The organism is Xanthomonas sp. 4461, assembly GCF_024806475.1.
GTDB lineage: Bacteria > Pseudomonadota > Gammaproteobacteria > Xanthomonadales > Xanthomonadaceae > Xanthomonas > Xanthomonas arboricola_F.
This window is the reverse complement of record NZ_JANTYV010000002.1, coordinates 217,280-240,611: the sequence shown is the minus strand read 5'-3', so window position 1 is coordinate 240,611 and position 23,332 is coordinate 217,280. Positions and strand designations below refer to the sequence as shown.

The 23,332-nt window shown below is 65.8% G+C and carries 21 protein-coding genes; 16 read left to right on the top strand and 5 right to left on the bottom strand.

The annotated features are described in order from the left end of the window. The first annotated feature begins 44 nt into the window (after nucleotides 1-44). Both FHY19_RS08790 and FHY19_RS08785 read left to right on the top strand, forming a co-directional pair. Nucleotides 45-1,115 carry a serine kinase gene (locus FHY19_RS08790; protein ID WP_259153835.1) on the top strand — a complete coding sequence of 357 codons (1,071 nt, stop codon included), beginning with the start codon at nucleotides 45-47 and terminating at the stop codon, nucleotides 1,113-1,115. Nucleotides 1,116-1,193: 78 nt separating this feature from the next. Next, nucleotides 1,194-2,921 (top strand): ABC transporter ATP-binding protein, encoded by a 1,728-nt coding sequence (locus tag FHY19_RS08785; RefSeq protein ID WP_259164809.1) that lies wholly within the window; start codon nucleotides 1,194-1,196, stop codon nucleotides 2,919-2,921. A gap of 40 nt (nucleotides 2,922-2,961) precedes the next feature. On the opposite strand, the gene FHY19_RS08780 is transcribed toward FHY19_RS08785, so the two are convergent. After that, the gene (locus FHY19_RS08780; RefSeq protein ID WP_259164808.1) at nucleotides 2,962-4,365 is read right to left on the bottom strand and encodes an MFS transporter; all 1,404 of its coding nucleotides are present in this window, start codon (nucleotides 4,363-4,365) and stop codon (nucleotides 2,962-2,964) included. Between the two features lie 409 nt (nucleotides 4,366-4,774). Between FHY19_RS08780 and FHY19_RS08775 the strand changes: the two genes are divergently transcribed. Beyond that, nucleotides 4,775-5,776 carry an LLM class flavin-dependent oxidoreductase gene (locus tag FHY19_RS08775; RefSeq protein WP_259153842.1) on the top strand — a complete coding sequence of 334 codons (1,002 nt, stop codon included), beginning with the start codon at nucleotides 4,775-4,777 and terminating at the stop codon, nucleotides 5,774-5,776. Nucleotides 5,777-5,836: 60 nt separating this feature from the next. Further along, on the top strand, nucleotides 5,837-6,337 hold the full coding sequence (locus tag FHY19_RS08770; protein WP_259164800.1) for a pyridoxamine 5'-phosphate oxidase family protein: 501 nt from the start codon (nucleotides 5,837-5,839) through the stop codon (nucleotides 6,335-6,337). 397 nt (nucleotides 6,338-6,734) lie between these two features. On the opposite strand, the gene FHY19_RS08765 is transcribed toward FHY19_RS08770, so the two are convergent. Beyond that, nucleotides 6,735-7,406 (bottom strand): exopolysaccharide biosynthesis protein, encoded by a 672-nt coding sequence (locus tag FHY19_RS08765; protein WP_259153846.1) that lies wholly within the window; start codon nucleotides 7,404-7,406, stop codon nucleotides 6,735-6,737. Continuing rightward, a complete protein-coding gene (locus FHY19_RS08760; RefSeq protein ID WP_259153848.1) occupies nucleotides 7,390-8,730 on the bottom strand; it encodes a hemolysin family protein in 1,341 nt (446 codons plus the stop codon). The genes FHY19_RS08765 and FHY19_RS08760 overlap by 17 nt, the downstream gene beginning before the upstream one ends. 274 nt (nucleotides 8,731-9,004) lie before the next feature. Here FHY19_RS08760 and FHY19_RS08755 point away from each other — a divergent pair, with 274 nt between their 5' ends. The 3 genes from FHY19_RS08755 to FHY19_RS08745 all read left to right on the top strand — a co-directional run bounded on the left by FHY19_RS08755 (nucleotide 9,005) and on the right by FHY19_RS08745 (nucleotide 11,637). Further along, nucleotides 9,005-9,631 (top strand): DUF47 family protein, encoded by a 627-nt coding sequence (locus FHY19_RS08755; protein ID WP_005992439.1) that lies wholly within the window; start codon nucleotides 9,005-9,007, stop codon nucleotides 9,629-9,631. A gap of 9 nt (nucleotides 9,632-9,640) precedes the next feature. Beyond that, nucleotides 9,641-10,768 carry an inorganic phosphate transporter gene (locus tag FHY19_RS08750; protein ID WP_104611372.1) on the top strand — a complete coding sequence of 376 codons (1,128 nt, stop codon included), beginning with the start codon at nucleotides 9,641-9,643 and terminating at the stop codon, nucleotides 10,766-10,768. A gap of 107 nt (nucleotides 10,769-10,875) precedes the next feature. Continuing rightward, nucleotides 10,876-11,637, top strand: coding sequence for a YdcF family protein (locus tag FHY19_RS08745; RefSeq protein ID WP_259164799.1), 762 nt, complete (start codon nucleotides 10,876-10,878; stop codon nucleotides 11,635-11,637). A 60-nt stretch (nucleotides 11,638-11,697) separates the two neighbouring features. On the opposite strand, the gene FHY19_RS08740 is transcribed toward FHY19_RS08745, so the two are convergent. Further along, nucleotides 11,698-13,200 carry a S10 family peptidase gene (locus FHY19_RS08740; RefSeq protein WP_259164797.1) on the bottom strand — a complete coding sequence of 501 codons (1,503 nt, stop codon included), beginning with the start codon at nucleotides 13,198-13,200 and terminating at the stop codon, nucleotides 11,698-11,700. Nucleotides 13,201-13,339: 139 nt separating this feature from the next. On the opposite strand from FHY19_RS08740, the gene FHY19_RS08735 reads away from it, so the two are divergent. After that, nucleotides 13,340-14,134 carry a CDP-diacylglycerol diphosphatase gene (locus FHY19_RS08735; RefSeq protein ID WP_259164795.1) on the top strand — a complete coding sequence of 265 codons (795 nt, stop codon included), beginning with the start codon at nucleotides 13,340-13,342 and terminating at the stop codon, nucleotides 14,132-14,134. 233 nt (nucleotides 14,135-14,367) lie between these two features. Here the strand turns inward: FHY19_RS08735 and parE are convergent, their stop codons facing one another. Then, entirely contained in the window at nucleotides 14,368-16,257 is a 1,890-nt protein-coding gene (gene parE, locus FHY19_RS08730) for a DNA topoisomerase IV subunit B (RefSeq protein ID WP_259164793.1), read from the bottom strand. A gap of 162 nt (nucleotides 16,258-16,419) precedes the next feature. On the opposite strand from parE, the gene FHY19_RS08725 reads away from it, so the two are divergent. From FHY19_RS08725 to ispF, 8 genes are all read left to right on the top strand, one after another. Beyond that, on the top strand, nucleotides 16,420-16,662 hold the full coding sequence (locus tag FHY19_RS08725) for a hypothetical protein (RefSeq protein ID WP_259164785.1): 243 nt from the start codon (nucleotides 16,420-16,422) through the stop codon (nucleotides 16,660-16,662). A 171-nt stretch (nucleotides 16,663-16,833) separates the two neighbouring features. Then, complete coding sequence (locus tag FHY19_RS08720) at nucleotides 16,834-18,498, top strand: CTP synthase (protein WP_259164782.1); 1,665 nt, start codon at nucleotides 16,834-16,836, stop codon at nucleotides 18,496-18,498. A 405-nt stretch (nucleotides 18,499-18,903) separates the two neighbouring features. Next, nucleotides 18,904-19,734: a 3-deoxy-8-phosphooctulonate synthase gene (kdsA, locus tag FHY19_RS08715; RefSeq protein ID WP_055828670.1), complete on the top strand. Its 831-nt coding sequence runs from the start codon at nucleotides 18,904-18,906 to the stop codon at nucleotides 19,732-19,734. 71 nt (nucleotides 19,735-19,805) lie between these two features. After that, on the top strand, nucleotides 19,806-20,093 hold the full coding sequence (locus FHY19_RS08710; RefSeq protein ID WP_326521117.1) for a hypothetical protein: 288 nt from the start codon (nucleotides 19,806-19,808) through the stop codon (nucleotides 20,091-20,093). A gap of 123 nt (nucleotides 20,094-20,216) precedes the next feature. Further along, nucleotides 20,217-21,509, top strand: a complete 1,293-nt coding sequence (gene eno, locus FHY19_RS08705; RefSeq protein WP_259164772.1) for a phosphopyruvate hydratase — start codon at nucleotides 20,217-20,219, stop codon at nucleotides 21,507-21,509. A 3-nt stretch (nucleotides 21,510-21,512) separates the two neighbouring features. Further along, on the top strand, nucleotides 21,513-21,878 hold the full coding sequence (ftsB, locus tag FHY19_RS08700; protein ID WP_259153859.1) for a cell division protein FtsB: 366 nt from the start codon (nucleotides 21,513-21,515) through the stop codon (nucleotides 21,876-21,878). Beyond that, nucleotides 21,875-22,687, top strand: coding sequence for a 2-C-methyl-D-erythritol 4-phosphate cytidylyltransferase (ispD, locus tag FHY19_RS08695; RefSeq protein WP_259164762.1), 813 nt, complete (start codon nucleotides 21,875-21,877; stop codon nucleotides 22,685-22,687). Before ftsB ends, ispD begins: the two co-directional genes overlap by 4 nt. A gap of 17 nt (nucleotides 22,688-22,704) precedes the next feature. Then, nucleotides 22,705-23,196, top strand: coding sequence for a 2-C-methyl-D-erythritol 2,4-cyclodiphosphate synthase (ispF, locus tag FHY19_RS08690; protein WP_259153862.1), 492 nt, complete (start codon nucleotides 22,705-22,707; stop codon nucleotides 23,194-23,196). The last annotated feature ends 136 nt before the right edge of the window (nucleotides 23,197-23,332 follow it).

Sequence of the window (23,332 nt, the reverse complement as noted above, 5' to 3'; positions counted from 1 at the left end):
TGCACAGCGCACACACGGGTTGATCAACGCAATGGATGACAGGCATGCCGCAGTCGGCTGCGTGGGCGCAACACATGCCGGTGAGCGAACGCGCGGGCGTGGTTCCGCCGAGGACGCCCGCGCCGGACACGGGCGCGGCAGACCCGTTCGGCGAGCAGCATTCGCGGCGCTTCAGCGTGCAGCGGCAGATCCTGGGTGCACTTTTCCACTTTCATAGCGACAGCGAGGCGTTGCTGGCGCTGGTCGATGCCGCATACGCGGGCCTGCCGGCGCATTGCCTGCCTGCAGCGCCGCAGTTCCATCTCACGCTGGATCTGGTGCCACGCACGCCGGGCGCAGTGGTCGGTGTGCCGCCGCCGGTACGCACGCACGCGGTTGGCGGGCTGGTCTGCGGCGTCATGGATGACTGCAATTACCTGATGCTCTCGGTGCCCGAGCGTCGCGCGATGCTGATGGTGTCCGAGGACATGCTGGCGCACGCGTATCACGTGCGCTACGAACTCATCGAGTTTGCGGTGTTCCTGCTTGCCGCGCGCGGCATCGGTCTGGTGCCCTTGCATGGCGCCTGCGTTGGCCGCCACGGTCGCTGCGCGCTGTTGCTGGGCGCCAGCGGTGCGGGCAAATCCACGCTGGCGCTGCACAGTCTGCTGCACGGCCTGGAATTCATTGCCGAAGACGGTGTATTCGTGGCAGCGGACAGTCTGCTGACCACCGGTGTGGCCAACTTTCTGCATCTGCGGCCGGAATCGCTCGGGTTGCTCGATGCGCGGACGCGCGCATGGATCAGTGCCTCGCCCACCATTGCGCGCCGCAGCGGCGTGGAAAAGTACGAAGTCGACATTCGCCACGGGCATGCCACGCTTGCGCCCACGCCGTTGCAGTTGAGTGCAGTGCTGATGTTGTCCAGCCAGCCTGCCGATACCTCCGCACCCGTCTTGGCGCCGGTGCCGGTGACGCAGATTGCCGAGTGCCTGGCACGCGACCAGCCGTACGCAGCCGGTCAGCCCGGCTGGCTGCGTTTTGTTGCGCAGGTGCAGCAGCTGGGCATGTTCACCCTGCGCCGCGGCGCGCACCCGCACGCCTCGGTGGAGGCCGTGCTGCAGGTGTTGCGATGACAGCCTGCGCCATTGCGCACGCGCCGCGCCTGCCGCGGGTGGCGGATCCAGCAGCGCATCAGGCATGCGGTGCAGCAGATGCATAAGCCCGCACATGGCGGCCGGATTCGAGCGGCGCTGCACAGCTTTGCCGACACGCTGGTGCCCGCAGACCTGCCGGCTGTCGCGCTGTACGTCGCGCTGTCGCTGGCCGCCGCGTGCGTGGGCAGCATCGTCGCGGTGTGCCTGCTGCCGCTGGTGCAACCCGGCCACAGCGTGCAGTTGGCCGGCTACCGACTCGCATTGCCGGGCGGGCTGCCGACACAGGCAAGCCTGTTCGTGATGGTGAGCCTGTTGTTCGCCGGCCTGCGCTGGTGGGTCGCACGCCTGGCCGCTCGCCTGACCAGCCGCTATGCCGTGGGTCTGCGCGGGCGCGTGCATGCCGCATTGATCGATGCGCCGTTGCCGGCGCTGGCAGGTGCCAGTTCGGCCGAAATCGCCAATGTGCTCACCTACAACATCGAGATCGCCACGCAAGGCTTCAGCGCCGTGCTGCAGTTGCTGGTGGCAGGGATTACCGCAGTGGTCAGCCTGTGCATTGCCGTGCTGATCGCACCTGCGCTGCTGTTTGCCATCCCGCTGTTGTTGGTGCTGGCCTGGCTGGGTGTGCGCCTGTCCAGTAGCGATGCGCAGGCACGCATCAGCCGCGACTATGTGGCCGACATGACGCAGCTGTTCTGGTTGAGCGAAGATTTTCCCAGACGCCTGCGCCACGTGCGGTCGTTTCAGCGCGAAGAGGTCGAAACGCGGCATTACGAACACATTTCCACGCGATTGGGGCGGGGCTACGCACAGCAGCAGGAGCTGGTGGCCAGCAGCCGGCTGATCCTGGAGCTGATCGCCGTGGCCGCAATCGCCGGCATTCTGGTGCTGGCCAATCTGTGGCAGGGTGCCGACCGCGCCGCGCTGATCACGGTCAGCCTGCTGCTCGGCCGGCTGTTGCCGTATCTGGTCACCACGCGGCAGAGCGTGCAGCAATTGCGTTCTGCCTGGCCGGCGCTGCAGCTATGGCGGCGCCATGTGGATCTGGGGTCGACGCGCATGCAGGCATCGGCCGAGGCCGCGCCGCCGCTGCCGGCTGCGCTGCATGTCGAACGCGTCGAACTGGCAGCGCCGCTGCCTGCGCTGGATATCGGCCCGCTGCTGCTGGTGCCCGGAGAAATGACCTTGATCGTCGGGCCCTCCGGTGTCGGCAAGAGCAGCTTGATGGACGTGCTCTCCGGTCAGACGCCGCCTGCAGCGTTCGATGCGCACATGGGGGGGCGCCGGCTGGATTTCGCCGCTTACCGGCAGCTGATCCGGCACAGCGCCTACATCGGCCAGGGCGTGCGCCCCTGGCAGCGCACGGTGCGCGACTGCCTGGAGTGGGCGTCGCCAGGGACCACCGAGCCCCGCATGTGGCAGGTACTGGCCGACGTCGGGCTGCACGCGCGTCTGCAGCGCGACGGCCGTGGCCTGCTGACGGCCATCAACGGCCCGGAGAGCCGCCTGTCCGGTGGCGAGCTGCAACGTCTGCTGTTGGCGCAGGTGCTGCTGCGCGCGCCGACCCTGGCGGTGCTGGACGAGGCGACCAGCGCACTCGATGCGCAGGCCGAACATCAGCTGCTGTGCACGGTGCGGCAGCGTCTGCCGCATACCGTGCTGGTGGTGGTCTCCCATCGCACCAGCCTGGCCTCGGTAGCCGATCGCACCGTCGCACTTGGACAGACACCGCTCCTGCAGCCGCAGGGCAGGCGCGCCGCCCTGACGACGCGCCTCGGCGCGTGAGCCGCGTGCATCGCCGGCCTGTCAGCGCCGCGCAAAGGCGCTAGCCGGCAATCTCCTCCAGCGCACGATCGCGTGTGCGCGGCCCGAACACGGCGATCACGCCTGCGACGATCGACATGCTGATCACGATGAACATCAGCACGCCATGGCTGCCGACCTGCGCAAGCAGCCAGCCGATCAATACGCTGCTCACTGCCGTGGCCAGACGGCTGAACGAGTAGCAAAATCCCACCGCCCGCGCACGCAAGCCGGTGGGGAACAACTCGGCCTGATAGCCGTGGTAGGCAAAACTCATCCAGGCATTGCAGAACGCGATCATCGCCCCGCACAGCACCATGCCGATGGCCTGGTGCTGCAGCGAAAACAGCACGCCAAACAACACCGCGCCCAGCGCCGAGGCGGTGATCTGCCACTTGTTTTCCCAGCGTTGCGCAAAGCGCAGCAACAGCAGCGGCGCAAGCGGGTAGGCCAGCGAGATCGCAAACGAATAGCCCAGGCTCTTGGTCACCCCGGTGCCCTGCGCGGCAATCAGCGCCGGCAACCAGTTGCCGAAGCCGAAGAAACCGATGGCCTGAAACACATGGAACACCACCAGCATGCCGATGCGCCTGCGATAGGGCGCCCGCCACAAGGCCGACACCCGCGCCTGAGCGGCAGGCGCCGCGACAGCCAGTTGCGGCGCGGGCAAGGGTCCGCCGATATCGCGCACGCAGCGCGCCTCCAGTTGCCCCAGCACCGCATCGGCTTCGGCATGGCGTCCCTGCGCGGCAAGCCAGCGCGCCGATTCCGGCAAGCGGCTGCGCAACCACCAGATCGCCAATGCAAACACGCCGCTCAGCAACACCACCCAGCGCCAGCCGCTGATTCCCAGCGGCGCTTGCGGCACCAGCAGCCAGGCGGTCAGGGCCACCGTGGGGACCGCCAGAAACTGCACGAAGAAGGCGAACGCAAACGCCGCGCTGCGCATGTGCCGCGGCACCAGCTCGGACAGGTAGGTGTCGATGGTCACCAGCTCGATGCCCAGTCCGATGCCCACCACAAAGCGCAGCACGATGACGCCGGTCGCGGTGCTTTGCAGGCCCATCGCCACGGTTGCCGCAGTGTACCAGACCAGCGCGAAGGTGAACACCAGGCGGCGGCCGAAGCGATCGGCGAACGGGCTCAACAGAGCGGCACCGACGAACAGGCCGACAAACGTGGCCGCAGCGAAGGCCGCCTGGTCGGACATGCCGAAGACGCCATCGGCCCCCTGGGCAAAAATGCCGTCGGCAATCAGCCCGGGGCTGATGTAGGCGGTCTGGAACAGGTCGTACAGCTCGAAGAACCCGCCCAGCGCGAGCAGCCCGACCAGCCGCCACAGCGTTGCGCTGGCCGGCAGTCGATCGATGCGCGCGGCGATCTGTGCGGCACTGGCGTCAGGGGTAGCGGGGGCGCTCATCGCCATGGTCGTGTCGCATTGTCAGGTTAGCCCGCATCATAGCCAGCGGCCCGATCCGCCAGCGCCGGCCCTTCGTGGCACCGTCGACGTGTTCGCGCCCTGGTCGGTGCATCTGCTGCAGCGGCGCGGCCAGCCGAGCCTGGAGCAGTCAACAGAACGACGCTACCGCTGCCAAGTAGGCGCGGCCGATGCCCGATGCGGCATCAACCGCGCGCGCGCGCCGGCTCTTGCGCCGTCCCAGCCCCCGACGGCTGCTCGCGATGGGTGTGCCAGCCACGCTCGGTGGCGCAGGTCCGGGCCACGGCCGGTGTTCGGCTGCTGGAATGCTGTAATCCTCTCAGCGTCAGACCGGCAGCTGGCAATGCGGCGCGGGCAGCCCCATCTCTTGCCCATCACTTAGTTCCGGAGCCGTCCGATGACGCCCATTTCCGTGCTCGACCTGGCGCCCGTCTGCGAAGGCAGCGACACCACCCACGCCTTCGCCAACATGCTCGATCTGGCGCAACACGCCGAGCGCTGGGGCTATCACCGGTATTGGTTGGCCGAGCACCACAACATGCCCGGCATTGCCAGCGCCGCCACGGCAGTGTTGATCGGACACGTCGCCGGCGGCACCAGGACCATCCGCGTCGGTTCCGGCGGCATCATGCTGCCCAATCATGCGCCGCTGCAGGTGGCCGAACAGTTCGGCACGCTTGCCTCGTTGTATCCGCAGCGCATCGACCTGGGCCTGGGCCGCGCGCCTGGTACCGACCAACCGACCGCGCGCGCATTGCGCCGCTATTTCGACAGCGCGGACCAGTTTCCGCAGGACGTGGCCGAGTTGCTGCGTTACTTCGCCCCTGCCGTACCAGGGCAGCTGGTGCAGGCCGTTCCCGGTGCCGGACTCGATGTGCCGGTGTGGCTGCTCGGGTCCAGCCTGTTCAGTGCGCGCCTGGCTGCCGCGATGGGGTTGTCGTTTGCGTTCGCCTCGCACTTCGCGCCCGACGCGATGGACGAGGCGGTGGCGATCTACCGCCGCGAATTCCGCCCGTCCGCGCAACTGGCCAAGCCGCACGTGATGCTGGCCTTGAATGTGGTGGCAGCGGAGACCGAAGCGCAGGCGCGTCGTTTGTTCACTACCCAGCAGCAGAGTTTCGTCAATTTGCGCCGCGGCAAGCCCGGCAAGATTCCGCCGCCCATCGACGACATCGACAGCTTCTGGCAGCCGCATGAGCGTGTCGGCGTGGAGCGCGCCCTGGCGTGCACCGTGCTCGGCGATGCCGAGCAGATTGCGCAGGGCGTGGCCGCCTTCATCGAGCGCCACGCGCCGGACGAGCTGTTGTTCACCGCCAACATCTACGACCATGCCGCGCGCCTGCGCTCGTTCGGGATCGCAGCCGAAGCGGTGCGCGAGCTGGACGTGACCATCGCGTGATTCACGTCGCTTTGCGCGGCAATCCGCTCAGATGCGTGCATCTCCATCGGGAACAGACGCATGCAACTTCAGGAACGTAGCGAGAGCATCAAGCAGTTGGCGGAATTGATTCGCGGCGTGGACATTGCGATGTTCACCACCGTCTCGGCAGACGGCAAGTTGGTGAGCCGCCCGCTGGGCACGCAGGAAGTCGAATTCGATGGCGACCTGTGGTTCGCCACCGCAGCCGACAGCCCCAAGGTGGCGGAGATCGCCGCCGACCCGCGCGTCAACGTGGCCTACGCCTCGGCGTCCAGGAACACCTATGTGTCGGTTGCAGGCACCGCCCGCGTGGTGCACGACCGCGCCAAGATCGATGAGCTGTGGTCGCCGGCAATGAAGGTGTTTTTCCCCGGCGGCAAGGACGACCCCAACCTGCGCCTGATTCACGTGCGCGCCGAGTCGGCAGAGTATTGGGACGGCCCCAGCGGCCTGCTCGGCAAGGCGCTGTACTTCGTCATGGCTGCCGTCACCGACGATACTGCCAGCCTCTCGGACAACCGCGTGGTCGATCTGAAGTAAGCAAGACCCTGGCGTAAGCGCCAAGTCCCGATCTGATTACCAGGGCTTGGCTTTGGATCGGGCGCTCGACACGACCGGTCCTTCCAACTGCGGCGAAAACGCATCGCCGCAAGATTCCCTGGTCCGCATGTGGTGCGATCTGTCGCCCCCAACGCAACGCAGTCCGCATGGCGCGTATCACGTACCACCGCACCCAGGATCGCCCAACTGCGCGCCAAGCGCTTTAGCCCTTCTCCTGCGAGAGGGGTTGGGGGGAGGGTACGTCGGCCAGCGATCTCGACGTTCGACTGACAGTCCCAACCGGCTTTCGCCAGCGGAAAAGCTGTACCACGTTCCAGCGTGAAGCGTGATCAGTCAGTGCCGACAAGCGCAACCGCTGCGCACTCGACGGTGGAACTCAACGCCAGGCCACCGGCCACCACCCGCGAATCAGATCCACCAATTGATCCGACGTGATGCCGAACACGGCGATCGATACCAGTGCCGCCGCCCAGCCAGCCAGCATCAGGGCGCCATCGCGCTCCAGCAAGGCCAGCGCGAACAGCAACAGGATCAGGCCGAACAGGTAGTTGGTAAACGGGATCGGCAGCGTCAGCAGGATACCGACCAGCACCAGCAGCAGCCCGGTAAACACCTGCGCCGGTATCCGATCGAGCATGCCGTGCAGACGCGGCTTGAGCAGGCGATCCAGTCGCTGCAGCGTCGGTGCCAGTTTCGCCACGAAGCGCTGGCTGGTGCGTCGCCGCGGCCCACGTTCGCCGATGAAACCTGGCACCCACGGCTTGCGCAGGCAGCACATCATCTGCACCCCGATCAGCACCGTCAGCGGACCGCTGATGCCGCCAGCCACTCCCGGGATCGGAATGAAGGAAGGCAGGATCGCCAGGAACAAGAACACCCCGAACGCGCTCTGCTGCAGGTCGGCGAGGATGTCGCGCACCCGCAGCACGTGCTCCGGGTCGCCGTCGCTGAAGGCGGCCAGCAAGCTGCGGATGCCTTCATTGCGGTACCGCATCTGCTCGCCGCCGGATGCGTCGGATGGCGGAGCGCCGTTATCCGACGATGTCATCGCTGCCCTCGTCGCCGATGCGGCTCAACAGCAGCTTGTCCACACGTGCGCCATCCAGGTCCACGATCTCGATGCGCCAACCGGCCCAATCGAAGAACTCGCCGGCCTGCGGAATGCGGCCGAAGTAGTAAATGCAAAGCCCGGCCAGCGTGTGGTAATCGCCTTCGTCGGCTTCCGGCAGTTCGGCGCCCAGCACTTCGCGTAATTCTTCCACCGGCAGCGAACCGTCGATCAGCAGCGAGCCGTCGGCGCGGGTCACCACCAGCGCGTCTTCGTCGGTGTTTTCCACCGCCTGCAGACGTCCGACCACCGCGCCCATCAGGTCGCTGATGGTCACCAATCCGCGGATTTCGCCGTATTCGTCCACCACCAGCGCCATCGACTGCTGTTCTTCGCGGAAGATCTCCAGCAGCTTCATCGCATGCGTGGATTCGGAGACGAACAAGGTATCGCGCAGTGCCTGGAACAGGTTCTCGCCGTGCCCGCCCAGGCGCGTGACCAGCGATTTGACTTCCAGCACGCCGGCAATGTCCTGGTCGCTGCCGCGGTACACCGGGTAACGCGAGAACTCGTGCTCGCGCATCACCAGCAGATTGCGTTCGGGCTCGGCATTGGCATCCAGCCAGGCGATACGGTTGCGCGGCGTCATCAGGCTATCGGCAGTGCGATCGCCCAGCCGCATCACCCGGTTCATCATGTCGCGCTCGTGCGCATCGATCACGCCGGCCTCGTGGCTTTCGGCCACCAGCATGCGGATCTCTTCTTCGGTGATCGAGGCCGATTCGTCCTTGCCCATGCCCAGCAGACGCAGTACCAGCCGGGTGGAGCGCGCCAGCACCCACACTCCCGGCGCGGCGATCTTGGCCAGCCAGGTCATCGGCACCGCGACAAAGCCGGCGATGTCCTCGGAATTGCGCAATGCCAGCCGCTTGGGCACCAGCTCGCCGAAGATCAGCGTCAGAAAGGTGATCAGGGCCACTGCCAGGGTGCTGCCGATCACCGCCGAATACGGTTTGGGATCGCCAACCAGCGAAAAAGTGGCCGACAGCGCGGGGAAGGCCAGCTGCAGCCGTTCGCCGATCGCCTCGCCGATGGCTTCGCCGCCGAACAGGCCGGTCAGGATGCCGATCGAGGTGATGCCGATCTGGACCGTAGACAGGAAGTTCTCGGGGCTCTCGGCCAGTGCCAAGGCCCGCGCGGCGCGCTTGCTGGAACCGGCCATCTGCTTCAGGCGGCTCTTGCGCGAGGTCATCAACGACATCTCCGACATGGCGAAGAAGCCGTTCAACACGATCAGTGCGATGACGATCAGAAACTCAACCACGGGCGTCTTCCCCGGTCAGTGAAGGGGAGGGCGGGCAAGCACGGGGTTGGCCGGCGCGCGCGAAGGCGGGGCGGCAACGGGGAAATATAGGGTCGTCTTCCATAGGGTGCGCCCGAAGGCGCGGGGGCATGTTAGCAAATTGCAGGGTGATTCGAGCCGGGAAATGCCGGCGTGAAGGCCGCGCGCGGCGCCGATATACCCAGACAGGTCATGGAACGGTCATAATTCGCCCTTGGCGCCCGTCTCTCCCTCGACGGCAGGAAGTTCCCCACCCATGTTCTCGTTGCAGACCATCTTCGGCTCCGGCAAGCAGTTCTATGCGCTTCTGAACGAAGCGGCGCAGGCCGCCTACGACAGCACCAAGGCGTTGCACGCCATGATGCGCACGTCCGACCGGCAACCGGCGCTGGACGCCTTCAAGCTGGCCCGCCTGCGCGAACGCGCCGCCTCCGACAAGATCGGCCAGGCGCTGGTGGACAGCTTCATGACCCCGATCGAGCGCGAAGACATCGAAGCGCTGGGCTCGGCGCTGTACAAGATCCCCAAGCAGGTCGAAAAATTCGCCGACCGCTATTCGCTGGCCACCAAACACCTGGAACACATCGACTTCGCCCCGCGCGCGGCGATGCTGGAACAGGCCGCTGCGGTGGTGGTGGAGATGGTGACCGACCTGCCGCAGATGAACATCGATCGCATGACTGCGCTCAACGACAAGCTGCGCACGCTGGAAAACGAGGCCGACCGCCTGATGCTCGAGCTGTACCGCGACATCTATTCCGGTCGCCTGGACACGCTGCAGATGTTTCTGCTCAAGGAGTTCTTCGAGATCCTGGAAAAAGCCATCGACCGTTGCCGCGAGGCAGGGGTGGTGGTGTACCAGATCGTGTTGAAGAACAGCTGAGGTCGCCGCGTGCTTACCCTTGTTCTGGTGGTGATCCTGGCCGCATTGGTGTTCGAGTTCATCAACGGCTTTCACGACACCGCCAATTCCATCGCCACCGTCGTCGCCACCAAGGTGCTGTCACCGGGCTGGGCGGTGATGCTGGCCGCCGGCATGAACCTGATCGGCGCCCTGACCGGTACCGCGGTGGCGTTGACCATCGCCTCGGGCCTGCTCAACACCAATGTGGTCGAGGTCACCCCGCAGGTGATCCTGTGCGCGTTGCTGGGCGGCATCATCTGGAACCTGATCACCTGGTGGAAGGGCCTGCCGTCGTCGTCGTCGCATGCGCTGATCGGCGGTCTGTGCGGCGCCGGCCTGGCTGCCGCGCACAACAACTGGGATGCCTTGATCTGGTCGGAAAGCGTCGGCAACTGGGCCAAGAACAAGGGCCTGTTGTGGAAGGTGTTCGTGCCGATGATCACCTCGCCGATCGCCGGCTTTTTGCTCGGTATCGTGGTGATGGTGCTGCTGTGGGCCATTATTGCTGGCATGTCGCGACTCGGTGGCCCGATCGGGCGGCTGGCGCGTCCGCGCTGGGTCAATGCGTTCTTCGGCAAGGCGCAGATCGCCTCGGCCGCCTACATGGGCTACGCCCATGGCCACAACGATGCGCAGAAGACCATGGGCATCATCGCGATGACGTTGATCGGCGCGCAGTCGGCCGGTGCGCTGGACAACCTGCCCAGCTGGCTGGCGTTCCTGCATCCGGGCACTGGCCTGGCCGCCGGCGACGGCATCCCGATGTGGATCGTGCTGACCTGCGCGGTGGTGATGGCCGCCGGCACCGCCTCGGGCGGCTGGAAGATCATCAAGACGCTCGGCCACAAGATGGTCAAGCTGCATCCCATCCACGGCTTTGCCGCCGAAACCAGCTCGGCCACCGTGCTCACCGTCGCGGCGCATTTCGGCATGCCGGTGTCGACCACGCACAGCATTTCCACCGCGATCATGGGCGTGGGTTTTGCCAAGAATCCGCGCTCGCTGCGGTTGGGCGTGATCGAGCGCATCGTATGGGCATGGATTCTCACCATCCCCGCTGCCGGCGGTGTGGCATACCTGATCCTGACGATGTTCGAGCTGTTCGGCTGGACCTGAGCCGGTGTCGCGGTGCGGTCACGCGCCGCTGTCACGCTGCGGCGTTATTGCGCAAGGGATCTGCCGTGACCGGGCTGCCTGCGCGTGCTGAGTGAGAACCTTCCGCGATGATGCTTGCCCTGGTGTGCGTGTTGTTCGGCTTGGCCTGGTTGATCGACCGTCGCGGCTTGCGTCGGTTCTCGCGCACGCTGGCCGGCGCAAGCCTGGCGCTGGTGTTCGCGGTCGGCTGCGGGCCGCTGCCATCGTGGATGCTGCAGAACCTGCAACGTACCGGGGTCAACGATTTCAACGGATGGGGCGGGCGCAACGTCATCGTGCTGCTGGGCGCCGGCACCGTGCGCCCGGAAGGCCGCGACGCGGTGGCCGAAGCCAACTTGTTCGCCTATGGGCGCATCGTCGAATCGGCGCGGCTGTACCGGCAATGCCGACACAGCGGCGGCGAGTGCAAGATCGAGATCAGCGGCGGCGATGCGCGCGGCCTGGGCCTGTCGGAGGCGGTGGTGTATCAGCGCGTGTTGATCGGGCTGGGGATCGATCGGGTGGATCTGATCATGGAGCCGTCCAGCATGAACACCTGGCAGAACGCGCAGTTCAGTCAACCCTTGCTGCGCGCGCACCGGCCCGATCGCGTCGTGCTGGTGTCCTCGGCTACGCATCTGCGTCGTGCCGCGCTGTATTTCCGGCATTTCGGGATCGATGCCATTCCGGTGCGCGCCGACTGGCTGACCGCCTCCTGGTCGATCCTGCCGCAGAGCTACAACTTCACCCTGGCCGATGTCGCCCTGCACGAATACCTGGGCATCGCGCGGTATCGGCTTTACCAGTGGCTGGGCTGGAACGTCAAAGCGACTGAGCCCGGCGCGGTCTGAGCGTCACGACGCGGTTGGTCCATCGCCAGGCGTAGCGAGTACGCCCGGCGTTGCCTGCGCTCAGCGCGTTTCGTACATCGCCTTGACGTCGCGACGGAAGGCGGCCTGGCTGTCGGCGCGGTTGTAGAACATGTGGCCACCGGGATACTCGCGCACCTCCACGCGCGTGGGGTCGCCCATCGCCGGCATCTGATCCACGGTGAGCACCGAGCCCATGAACGGGCAGGAGAGATCGTTCCAGCCGTGCGCGATCAGCACGCGCAGCTTGGGGTCGATCGCCACCGATTGGCGCAGCTGCGTCACCGCGCCCTTGCGTAGTTCGTCGCCCCAGTCCCACGCCGAGTTGACCTCGTAATTGATCGCCTGATAGCGGGCATCGACCTTCCAGCCGACGATCCGGGTGACGAAGTCCACCATCGCGGTGGTGGTGGGCGCGATGATGCTGTCCAGCAGCGGGTCGCTGGCGCGCTGCGTGGGATCGTTGGGGAAGGGGTCGAAGGCGGTCACGTTGGCGTCGTAGCGGCTGCCCAGCTCGCCCTTGTCGCGAAACACCTCGCGCAGGTAGGCCTGGGTTTCCAGGCGTCCACCGGAGCGGCGTACATAGGCCGGATCCAGCCCGGTCATGCGTGTGACCTGCTGCAGCATCGCCTCGGTGGCCTGCGGGTCGGTGCGGCCTTTCATCAGCGCCACCGCATAGTCGCCGCGGGTGTAGTCGATCACCTGGCGCATCGCGCTGTCGCTGAGCTGGCCCTGGCGCTCCAGGTGCGCGGCGGCGATCGACGGCAAGGTCAGCATCCACGCCAGCGGCGAGACGTCGCTGTTGTCGTCCAGGGTCGGGTTGAGGAACGGCGAGACCAGCACCACGCCGTTCATCGCAACCCCGAGCCGGGTCTGCAGATACTGGGTGATGCGCGGGCCGCGGAAGCCGCCATAGCTTTCGCCGACCAGATACTTGCGCGTCTGCAGGCGGCGATTCTTCAGCAGCCAGTCGTAGATCACGCGCGAGAGATATTCCACGTCGGCCTGCGGGTTATAGAACTGCTTCTTGGCTTCGTCCTCGCCGATGAGCGCGCGGCTGAAGCCGGTGCCGACCGGGTCGATGAACACCAGGTCCGTGAAGTCCAGCCAGGTGCCCGGATTGTCGCGCAAGGTCGCCGGCGCGGACGCGCTGTCGCCTTCGGCGCCGAACCCGACCACCTTCGGCCCGATCGCGCCCATGTTCAGATAGACCGACGCCGCACCTGGTCCGCCGTTCAAGGCAAAGGTGACCGGGCGGTCCTTGCCGTCCACGGTGTAGGCGGTGAACACCACTTCGCCAGTGGTCTTGCCCTGCGCATCGCGCACCGGCAGCGTGCCGACGCTGGCGGTGTAACTCAGCGTGCGTCCGGCCAGGCGCGTGGTTTGCCGCACGCTGGTATCGGCCGGCAACGGCGCGGGTTTGGTCGCAACGGCATCGGCCTTGGCGTCGGGCTTGGAATCGGTCTTGCCGTCCTGCGCGGCGGCGAAGACCGGGACGCCGAGCAGCAGGTAGGCCAGCAGGCCGGTATGGAGCAAGGAGGGCATGGGCAATCGGCATTCGAACGGAAGAACGCTGATGCTAGGCCGCGGCCCCGCGCGGTGGATGTGCAAAAAGGCATGGCTGTCGCGCTGACCGATGCCGCACCGCTCGCTATCATGGCGCGCCCTGATGATCGAGCTGCAGATGAGGCCTTGTGTCGTTCGCTCTGCCTGCGCCGTGGTGCTGTCGGTGGCCGGCTGTGCGGTGACGCCACCTGCGCCGGTACACCATGCCAGCGACCCGGATGCGTTATGGCGCATCGTCTCCACCCGCTGTTTGGCAGAGGCGTCGCGGCCACCCGATTGCGTTGCGGTGTGGTCGGATCCGGCGCGTCAGGCGGTGGTGTTGAAAGACCGTCACGGCAGCTTCCAATACCTGTTGGTGCCCAGTGTGCGGGTCAGTGGAATCGAAGACCCTGCGTTGCTACGCGCCGATGCGCCGAATTATTTCGCCAGTGCCTGGGACGCGCGCAGCTTCGTGGCACAGGCGTTGCAGCGTCCGCTGCCCAGGCAATACGTGAGCCTTGCGTTGAACTCGCCGCACGGGCGCTCGCAGGAGCAGCTGCATATCCATATCGATTGCCTGCGTCCGGACGTGTACGCAGTACTGCAGCGTCAGCGCACCGGGATCGGCCCGGAGTGGCGCGCTTTGGCCGAGCCGTTGCTGGGCCATGCGTATCTGGCCAGGACGCTGCAAGGCGAGGCGCTGGACCAGGATCCGGTTCGCCTGCTCGCAGCCACGCTGCCTGCCGATGCCAGCTTGCGCGATTACTCGCTGGTGGTGGCCGGCGCGCAACTGCAGGACGGGCGACCTGGATTCATCGTGCTGGCAACGCGGCAGGATGCGCACAGCGGTAACCGTGCCAGCGGCGAGGAAGTGCAGGACCACGCCTGCTCACTGGTGACCGGTGCGACCCAGGTGTTGCCCGGGGTGCGCTGACGGAGCGCCAGGTCCGCACTTCATCGGAGACGGATGCCGGCAAGGTGCTGCGTGGCGGTCCAGGCAGATGGATCGCTGCCGGTGGATGGCGGTGATCCATCGCCGTACCGTCATCGGCCTGCCTGCGTTGCCTGGTAACCGGGCGTGTGGCGAGGCCGCTTGGCGGCGCGCTTCATTGGCAAGCGCGCCCACAACGCCCTCTCTGTGCTGAGTGAGGGCATGTTTGCCGGGCTTCAGACTTCCAACGACGCCAGGTCGCCCTTGGATTCCAGCCATTGCTTGCGGTCGCCCGCGCGCTTTTTCGCCAGCAGCATGTCCATCAGCGAGCGGGTCTGTTCGCCGTCGTCGATGGTCAGCTGCACCAGCCGGCGCGTGTCCGGGTGGATGGTCGATTCGCGCAGCTGCTGCGGGTTCATCTCGCCCAGGCCCTTGAAGCGGGTCACGCTGATCTGGCCCTTCATCTTCTCGCGCGCAATCTTGTCCAGCAGCGTGGTCTTTTCTTCTTCGTCCAGTGCGTAGAACACCTGCTTGCCCACGTCCACGCGGAACAGCGGCGGCATTGCCACGAACACGTGGCCGGCCGCGACCAGCGCCGGGAAATGCTGCAGGAACAGTGCGGTCAGCAAGGTGGCGATATGCAGGCCGTCGGAGTCCGCATCGGCCAGGATCACCACCTTGCCGTAACGCAGCCCGGTGATGTCGTCCTTGCCCGGGTCGCAGCCGATCGCGATCGCCAGGTTATGCACTTCCTCGGAGGCCAGCACGCTGCCCGATGCCACTTCCCAGGTGTTGAGGATCTTGCCGCGCAACGGCAGGATCGCCTGGAAGTCCTTGTCGCGCGCCTGCTTGGCCGAGCCGCCGGCCGAGTCGCCCTCGACCAGGAACAATTCGGTACGCGACAGATCCTGGCTGATGCAGTCGGCCAGCTTGCCGGGCAGGGCCGGGCCCTGGGTGACCTTCTTGCGGACGATCTGCTTTTCGGTCTTCAACCGCGCGCTGGCACGGTCGATGGCGATCTGCGCGATCTTCTCGCCGATGTCTACGTTCTGATTGAGATACAGGCTGAAGGCATCGTGTGCGGCACCTTCGATGAAGCCGGCGGCCTGGCGCGAGGACAGCCGCTCCTTGGTCTGCCCGGAAAACTGCGGGTCGGTCATCTTCAGGCTGAGCACGAAGGTGACCCGGTCCCACACGTCTTCCGGCGCCAGCTTGACGCCGCGCGGCAGCAGGTTGCGGAAGTCGCAGAACTCGCGCAGCGCATCGGTCAGGCCAGAGCGCAGGCCGTTGACGTGGGTGCCGTGCTGGGCGGTCGGGATCAGGTTGACGTAGCTTTCCTGCACCAGCTCGCCTTCGGGCACCCAGGCCGCGGCCCAGTCGACGATCTCGGTGTCCTTCTTCAGGCTGCCTGCGAACAGGTCGGCCGGCAGCATCTCGTGCTCGGCCATTTCGCCTTTCAGGTAATCGCGCAAGCCATTCTCGAAGTACCAGCTGTCCTGCTCACCGGTCGCTTCGTCGTGCAGCTTGACCGTCAGGCCGGGACACAGCACCGCCTTGGCGCGCAGCAGATGGCGCAGCGCACGCACGTTGAACTTGGGCGTGTCGAAATACTTGGGGTCGGCCCAGAAGCGTAGCCGCGTACCGGTGTTCTTCTTGCCGACAGTGCCGACGACCTCCAGCTTGGAGGCGGCGATCCCGTCGCGGAACTCCATGCGGTGCTCGCTACCCTCGCGCTTGATGAACAGCTCGACCTTGGTCGACAGCGCGTTGACCACGCTCACGCCCACGCCGTGCAAGCCGCCGGAGAAGGTGTAATTGCGGTTGTTGAACTTGCCGCCGGCATGCAGCCGGGTCAGGATCAGTTCCACACCGGGAATCTTTTCTTCCGGGTGCAGGTCCACCGGCATGCCGCGACCGTCGTCTGACACCTCGCAGCTGCCATCCTTGTATAAGGTGACTTCGACCTGCTTGGCGTGGCCTGCCAGCGCCTCGTCGACCGAGTTGTCGATCACTTCCTGCGCCAGATGGTTCGGGCGCGCAGTGTCGGTGTACATGCCAGGGCGGCGTTTGACCGGGTCCAGGCCCGACAGCACTTCAATATCGGCGGCGTTATAACGGGTGTTCATGCATCTCGTCGGCACGTGAAACGACGCGCAAGTGTGGGGGCAGAACCGATTTTTTGCACGCGACAGGCGTTCAGTGCAGGGCGGGGTGCGGCTGGATACCCTGGCGTTGGATTCGGAACCAAACGTCCCCACCTGAGGATGTCACCGAAACCGGAGGACACCATGAAGTTCAAGCACATCCTGATGCTCACCCTCGGTGCCGCCGCAGTGGCCGCGCTTCCTGCGTTGGCCCAGGCCGCTCCTCAGCAGGCCGGGCAGGGCGCCACCGCCCAGAAAAGCGACGACGCCAAGGCCAAGACCGACGCCGAGCGCAAGGCCGAGCGCCGCGCTGCCGCTGCCGCGCAAAAGCCCAAGGCCGACAGCGCGCCGCGTGAGGAAGAGGAAGAAGAGAAGCCCGCACGCTGAGGCATCTGCGCAGCGTTACGTGGTCCACGGACGCCCCGGCCTCGGCCGGGGCGTCTGCATTTACGCGTTGTTGCGCGCATTTGCCGTGTGAGACCGCCCGGTCGTCACGCAGCCCTTGGGCATTCGCCCGTCACCCGCTAAACTATGGCTTTCCGGGAGGCTTCAAGCCCCATGACCCCCCTGATTTTTGTTACCGGCGGCGTAGTGTCCTCGCTAGGCAAGGGCATTGCCGCCGCTTCGCTTGCCTCCATTCTGGAAGCGCGTGGCCTGAAGGTCACGATGATGAAGCTGGACCCGTACATCAATGTGGACCCGGGCACGATGAGCCCGTTCCAGCATGGCGAGGTCTACGTCACCGACGACGGCGCCGAGACCGACCTGGACCTGGGTCACTACGAGCGCTACGTGCGCACGCGGCTGTCGCGCAAGAACTCGGTCACCACCGGCCGGATCTATGAGAACGTGATACGCAAGGAGCGCCGCGGCGATTATCTGGGCGCCACCGTACAGGTGATCCCGCACATCACCGACGAGATCCGCCGCTGCATCGACGAGGCCACGGCCGGCTTCGACGTGGCGTTGATCGAGATCGGCGGCACCGTCGGCGATATCGAATCGCTGCCGTTCCTGGAGGCGATCCGCCAGGTGCGCACCGAGCGTGGCGCGGAAAAGGCGATGTTCATGCACCTCACCCTGGTGCCATATATCGCGGCGGCCGGTGAGTTGAAGACCAAGCCGACCCAGCATTCGGTCAAGGAACTGCGCTCGATCGGTATCCAGCCGGACGTGCTGTTGTGCCGGTCCGAGCAGGCGGTGCCGGATTCGGAGCGCCGCAAGATCGCCCTGTTCACCAATGTGTCCGAGCGCGCAGTGATCAGCTGCCCGGATATCGACGTGCTTTACGGCATGCCGCTGGAATTGCTGCGTCAGGGGTTGGACGAGCTGGTCATCGACCAGTTCAAGCTGCGCGACAAGGTCGCCGCGGCCGATCTGTCCGAATGGGCGGCGGTGGTGGATGCGGTCAAGCATCCGCTGGACGAAGTCACCATTGCGGTGGTCGGCAAGTACGTCGATCACCAGGACGCCTACAAGTCGGTGGCCGAGGCGTTGCGCCACGGCGGCCTGCGCCAGCGCACCAAGGTCAACCTGAAGTGGCTGGAAGCCCAGGACCTGGAAGGCAGCGACATGGCGGCGCTGCAGGATATCGACGGCATCCTGGTGCCTGGTGGCTTCGGCGATCGCGGTTTCGAAGGCAAGGTGCTGACCTCCAAATACGCGCGCGAGCACAAGGTGCCGTATTTCGGCATCTGCTACGGCATGCAGGCGGCGGTGGTGGACTATGCCCGCCACGTGGCCGACCTGGACGCAGCCAACAGCACCGAGAACGATCGCCAGTCGCCACACCCGGTGATCGGGCTGATCACCGAATGGCGCACCGCCACCGGCGAAGTCGAAAAGCGCGACGAAAAATCCGACCTGGGCGGCACCATGCGCCTGGGTCTGCAGGAGCAGCGGCTGAAGCCGGGCACGCTGGCGCGCGAGGTGTACGGCAAGGACGTGGTCGCCGAACGGCACCGTCACCGCTACGAGTTCAACAACCGCTACCGCACCCAGCTGGAAGACGCCGGGCTGGTGATTTCCGGCAAGTCGATGGACGACACGCTGGTGGAAGTGGTGGAGCTGCGGCGCGATGCGCACCCGTGGTTCCTGGCCTGCCAGGCACATCCGGAGTTCCTGTCCACCCCGCGCGACGGGCACCCGTTGTTCATTGGCTTCGTGCGCGCTGCGCGCGAGAAGAAGGCTGGCGGCAAGTTGCTCAAGGAAGCGCGTGCGTGAGTTCCTTCTCCCATCGGGAGAAGGTGTCCTGAAGGGGCGGATGAAAGGCGCCGCAACACGCTGAAAGATTGAAGCCATGATGAACGCGTCGCCACGCGCCAGCCAGGGCAAACCATCTGGCCTTATAAGCGCTTGCAAACCTTGACCCACCCCCAGCCCCTCTCCCGATCGGATAGGGGCTAAGATCAAAAAACGGGTGGTTAATTCCCTTCTCCCACTGGGAGAAGGTGCCCCGTAGGGGCGGATGAGGGCCGCCGCAACACACTGAAAGATTGAGGCCATGATGAACGCGCCGCCACGCGCCAGCCAGGGCAAACCATCTGGGCTTATTAAGCGCTTTCAAACCTTCCCCTCGTCCCAACCCCTCTTCCGACGGGAGAGGGGCTTCACTCAATAGGTGACCTGATGAAACTGTGTGACTTTGAAGTCGGCCTCGACCAGCCGTTGTTCCTGATTGCAGGCCCCTGCGTGATCGAGTCGATGCAGCTGCAGCTCGACGTGGCCGGCAAGCTCAAGGAGATCACCGGCAAGCTGGGGATCAACTTCATCTTCAAGTCGAGCTTCGACAAGGCCAATCGCACCTCGGGCACCAGCTTCCGCGGCCCCGGCCTGGAAGAAGGCCTGAAGGTACTGGCTGCGGTGAAGCAGCAGATTGGCGTGCCGGTGCTCACCGACGTGCACGAATACACCCCGATGAACGAGGTCGCCGCCGTCGTCGACGTGCTGCAGACCCCGGCCTTCCTGGTGCGGCAGACCGACTTCATCAAGAACGTCTGCGCCGCCGGCAAGCCGGTGAACATCAAGAAGGGCCAGTTCCTGGCGCCGTGGGACATGAAGCCGGTGGTGGACAAGGCCAAGTCGACCGGCAACGAGCAGATCATGGTCTGCGAACGTGGCGCTTCGTTCGGCTACAACAATCTGGTCAGCGACATGCGTTCGCTCAGCGTTATGCGCGATACCGGCTGCCCGGTGGTGTTTGACGCGACCCATTCGGTGCAGTTGCCGGGCGGGCAGGGCAGCAGCTCCGGCGGCCAGCGCGAGTTCGTGCCGGTGCTGGCGCGCGCGGCCGTGGCCGTGGGTATTTCCGGCCTGTTCGCCGAAACCCATCCGGATCCGTCCAAGGCGCTGTCCGATGGTCCCAATGCGTGGCCGCTCGATCGCATGGAGGAGCTGCTGGAAACGCTGATGGAGCTGGATGCAGTGACCAAGAAGCACGGGTTCGCGCGCTTCGCATGAGTTCCGATCCGTGGGCGTTGGCGGCATCGCGTCGCCAACGCCGGCACTGGCGGCGCTGGCCCTGGGGCTGGATGGCGCTGGGCCTGTCGCTCGCTGCATGGGCCTGTCTGGCCGTCATGGCCTTCCTGGTGACTACCAGCATCGGCATGCCGGGCGACGGCAACCATGCGATGCAGGCTACGCGCACGCCGATGCTCGTGACGTTGCTGACAGGCGCGTTGCTGACGTTGGGCGGTCTTGTCGCCAGCCCGGTCGCGTTCTCGCTGCGTCGCCAGCCAGGCGCTGCCACCACGGGCTTGGCGCTGCTGCTGCTCCTGCTACTGCTGTTTTGCGCTTCGCTGCCGGGCCCGAGGGCCTAGCTGCAGGGTCTTGCCGGTCAGGCGCGCATCGGGCCCGTGCGATTTGGCAATGGCGCGGTGTACAGCGATAATCCGGCAGCTTGTTTCCGGTGTACTTCCCCCTTACTGGTAACCGATCGACCTATGACCACTATCGCCAAGATCCTCGCCCGCGAAATCCTCGATTCCCGCGGCAATCCCACGCTGGAGGCCGAAGTCACGCTGGCAGACGGCTCATTCGGCCGCGCCGCCGTACCCTCGGGCGCCTCGACCGGCACCAAGGAAGCGGTGGAGTTGCGCGACGGCGACAAGACCCGTTACATGGGCAAGGGCGTGCGCCATGCGGTGGACAACGTCAACGGCACCATCGCCGAGACGCTCAAGGATTTCGATGCGGCCGACCAGCAGGGCCTGGACCGTCGCCTGATCGACCTGGACGGCACCGAGAACAAGGGCCGCCTGGGCGCCAATGCGTTGCTGGGTGTGTCGCTGGCCGCCGCGCACGCGGTTGCCGCCTCGCGCAAACAGCCGCTGTGGCAGTACCTGTCCACCATCACCGAATCGGACGTGGCGCTGCCGGTGCCGATGATGAACATCATCAACGGCGGCGCGCATGCCGACAACAACGTCGACTTCCAGGAGTTCATGGTGTTGCCGGTCGGCTGCAGCTCGTTCTCCGAAGCGCTGCGCGCCGGCACCGAAATCTTCCATTCGCTCAAGTCGGTGCTCAAGGGCCACGGCCTGAGCACGGCAGTGGGTGACGAAGGCGGCTTTGCGCCGGACTTCCGCAGCAACGTCGAAGCGCTGGACACCATTCTCGAAGCGATCGGCAAGGCCGGTTACACGGCCGGCGAAGACATCCTGCTGGGTCTGGACGTGGCCTCCAGCGAGTTCTACGACAACGGCAAGTACAACCTGGTGGGCGAGAACAAGCGCCTGACCAGCGAGCAGTTCGTCGACTTCCTGGCCGACTGGGTCGCGCAGTACCCGATCATCAGCATCGAAGACGGCCTGGCCGAAGACGATTGGGCCGGCTGGAAGCTGCTCACCGACCGCGTCGGCAAGAAGGTGCAGCTGGTTGGCGACGATCTGTTCGTCACCAATCCGAAGATCTTCAAGCAGGGCATCGACTCGGGCACCGCCAACGCGATCCTGATCAAGGTCAACCAGATCGGCACGCTGACCGAGACGTTGGAAGCGATCGCCATGGCGCATGCGGCCAATTACGCGTCCATCGTCTCGCACCGTTCGGGCGAAACCGAAGACACCACCATCGCCGATATCGCCGTGGCCACCACCGCCACCCAGATCAAGACCGGCTCGCTGTGCCGCAGCGATCGTGTGGCCAAGTACAACCAGCTGCTGCGCATCGAGCAGGCGTTGGGCTCCGGCGCGCGTTACGCCGGCCGCGACGCGTTCGTTTCGATCAAGCGATAAGCCGTGCGCAACTGGCGCTGGCTACTGCTGGTGCTGGCGGTGCTGCTGGCTTGGCTGCAGTACCGCTTCTGGTTCGGGCCTGGGAATTCCGGTGAAGTGATGATGCTGGAAGCCCAGGTCGCGCATCAGACACAGGACAACGAAGGTCTGCGCCAACGCAACCAGGCGTTGGCAGCAGAGGTGAAGGATTTGAAGGACGGCGAGGAGGCAATCGAAGAGCGCGCACGCAGCGAGCTGGGCATGATCAAACCGGGCGAGACGTTCTATCGCGTGGTCGAGGACGCACCGCCACTGCCTGCCGCAACGCCCGAAGCGACACCTGTGCCGGCTACGTCCGATCCTGCATCCGCAACGGAACCGCATCCATGACCGGCTCGATCTGGGCCATCGTGCCGGCCGCAGGGCGCGGCACGCGGTTTGGTGCTGCGCTTCCCAAGCAATATCTGCCGGCAGCGGGACAACCGCTGATGGCCTACACGTTGGCAGCGCTAGCTGCGCATCCGGCGGTCGCCGGCATCCTGGTGGCGATTGCACCGGGCGATGCCGACTGGCCGGGCTGGACGTCGGTGCAGTCCAAGCCCGTAGTGACCTGCGTGGGCGGTGCCACGCGCGCAGCGTCGGTGCTGGCGGGCTTGCTGGCCCTGCCGGAGAGCGTGCGGGCCGACGACTTTGTGCTGGTGCACGATGCCGCGCGCCCGAATCTGGCGCTGGCAGATCTGGACCGGCTGCTGGAAATCGGTCGCGGCGACCCGGTCGGTGCGATCCTGGCCGCACCGGTGCGCGACACCCTCAAGCGTGCCGGCGACGATGGCGGTATCGACGGCACCGAGCCTCGCGAGCGCTTGTGGCGTGCGCTGACACCGCAGCTGTTTCGGCGTCATCAGCTGATCCGTGGTCTCAATGAAGCATCGGCTGCCGGCGTCGACGTCACCGACGAGGCCATGGCGATGGAGCGGCTCGGGCTGCGTCCGTTGCTGGTGGAGGGCGCCGAGGACAACTTCAAGGTCACCACGCCGGCGGATCTGGCGCGCTTCGAGTTCGAACTTGTACGCCGCGGCGTTGCGGTCGACGCCGACCCCGCCGCTGCGCCCACCTATGAGGCTGCGCCATCCGCGCGCGGCGATGCCGGGCTGGCTGTCGTTGCCAACGACGGCGACGACGGCAACGACGCCTCTTAAATCACCACAGGTTTTCCATGTCCTTCAATTTCCGAATCGGCCAGGGCTACGACGTGCATGCGTTCGGCGATGGCGACCACGTGATGCTCGGCGGCGTGCGCGTCGCGCATAGCCAGGGCGTGCTCGCGCATAGCGATGGCGACGTGGTGTTGCACGCGCTGTGCGATGCGATGCTGGGTGGGTTGGCGCTGGGCGATATCGGCCAGCACTTTCCGCCGTCCGACGCGCGCTGGAAGGACGCCGACAGCGCGCAGTTTCTGCAGCATTGCGATCAGTTGTTGCGCGAGCGCGGCTGGCGCGTGGGCAATGCCGACATCACCGTGATCTGCGAGCGGCCCAAGGTTGGCCCGCATGCACTGGCAATGCGCGAACGCATCGCCGGGCTGCTCGGCATCGAACTCGATGCAGTCAGCGTCAAGGCCACCACCAGCGAAAAGCTCGGCTTCACCGGTCGCGGCGAAGGCATTGCCGCGCAGGCAGCGGTGCTGCTGGGCAAGATCGCTATGTAGGCGTCGCGAACAAGACCTGGCGAACATGCTTCAGTTGGACGTGCGCAGCGGGCGCCCGGTGCAACGATCGCATGAGCGGCTTCTGTTGCATCCAGCGCCGGTCGCGGCCGTCTGTCGGCCACCACAGCCGGTTTGC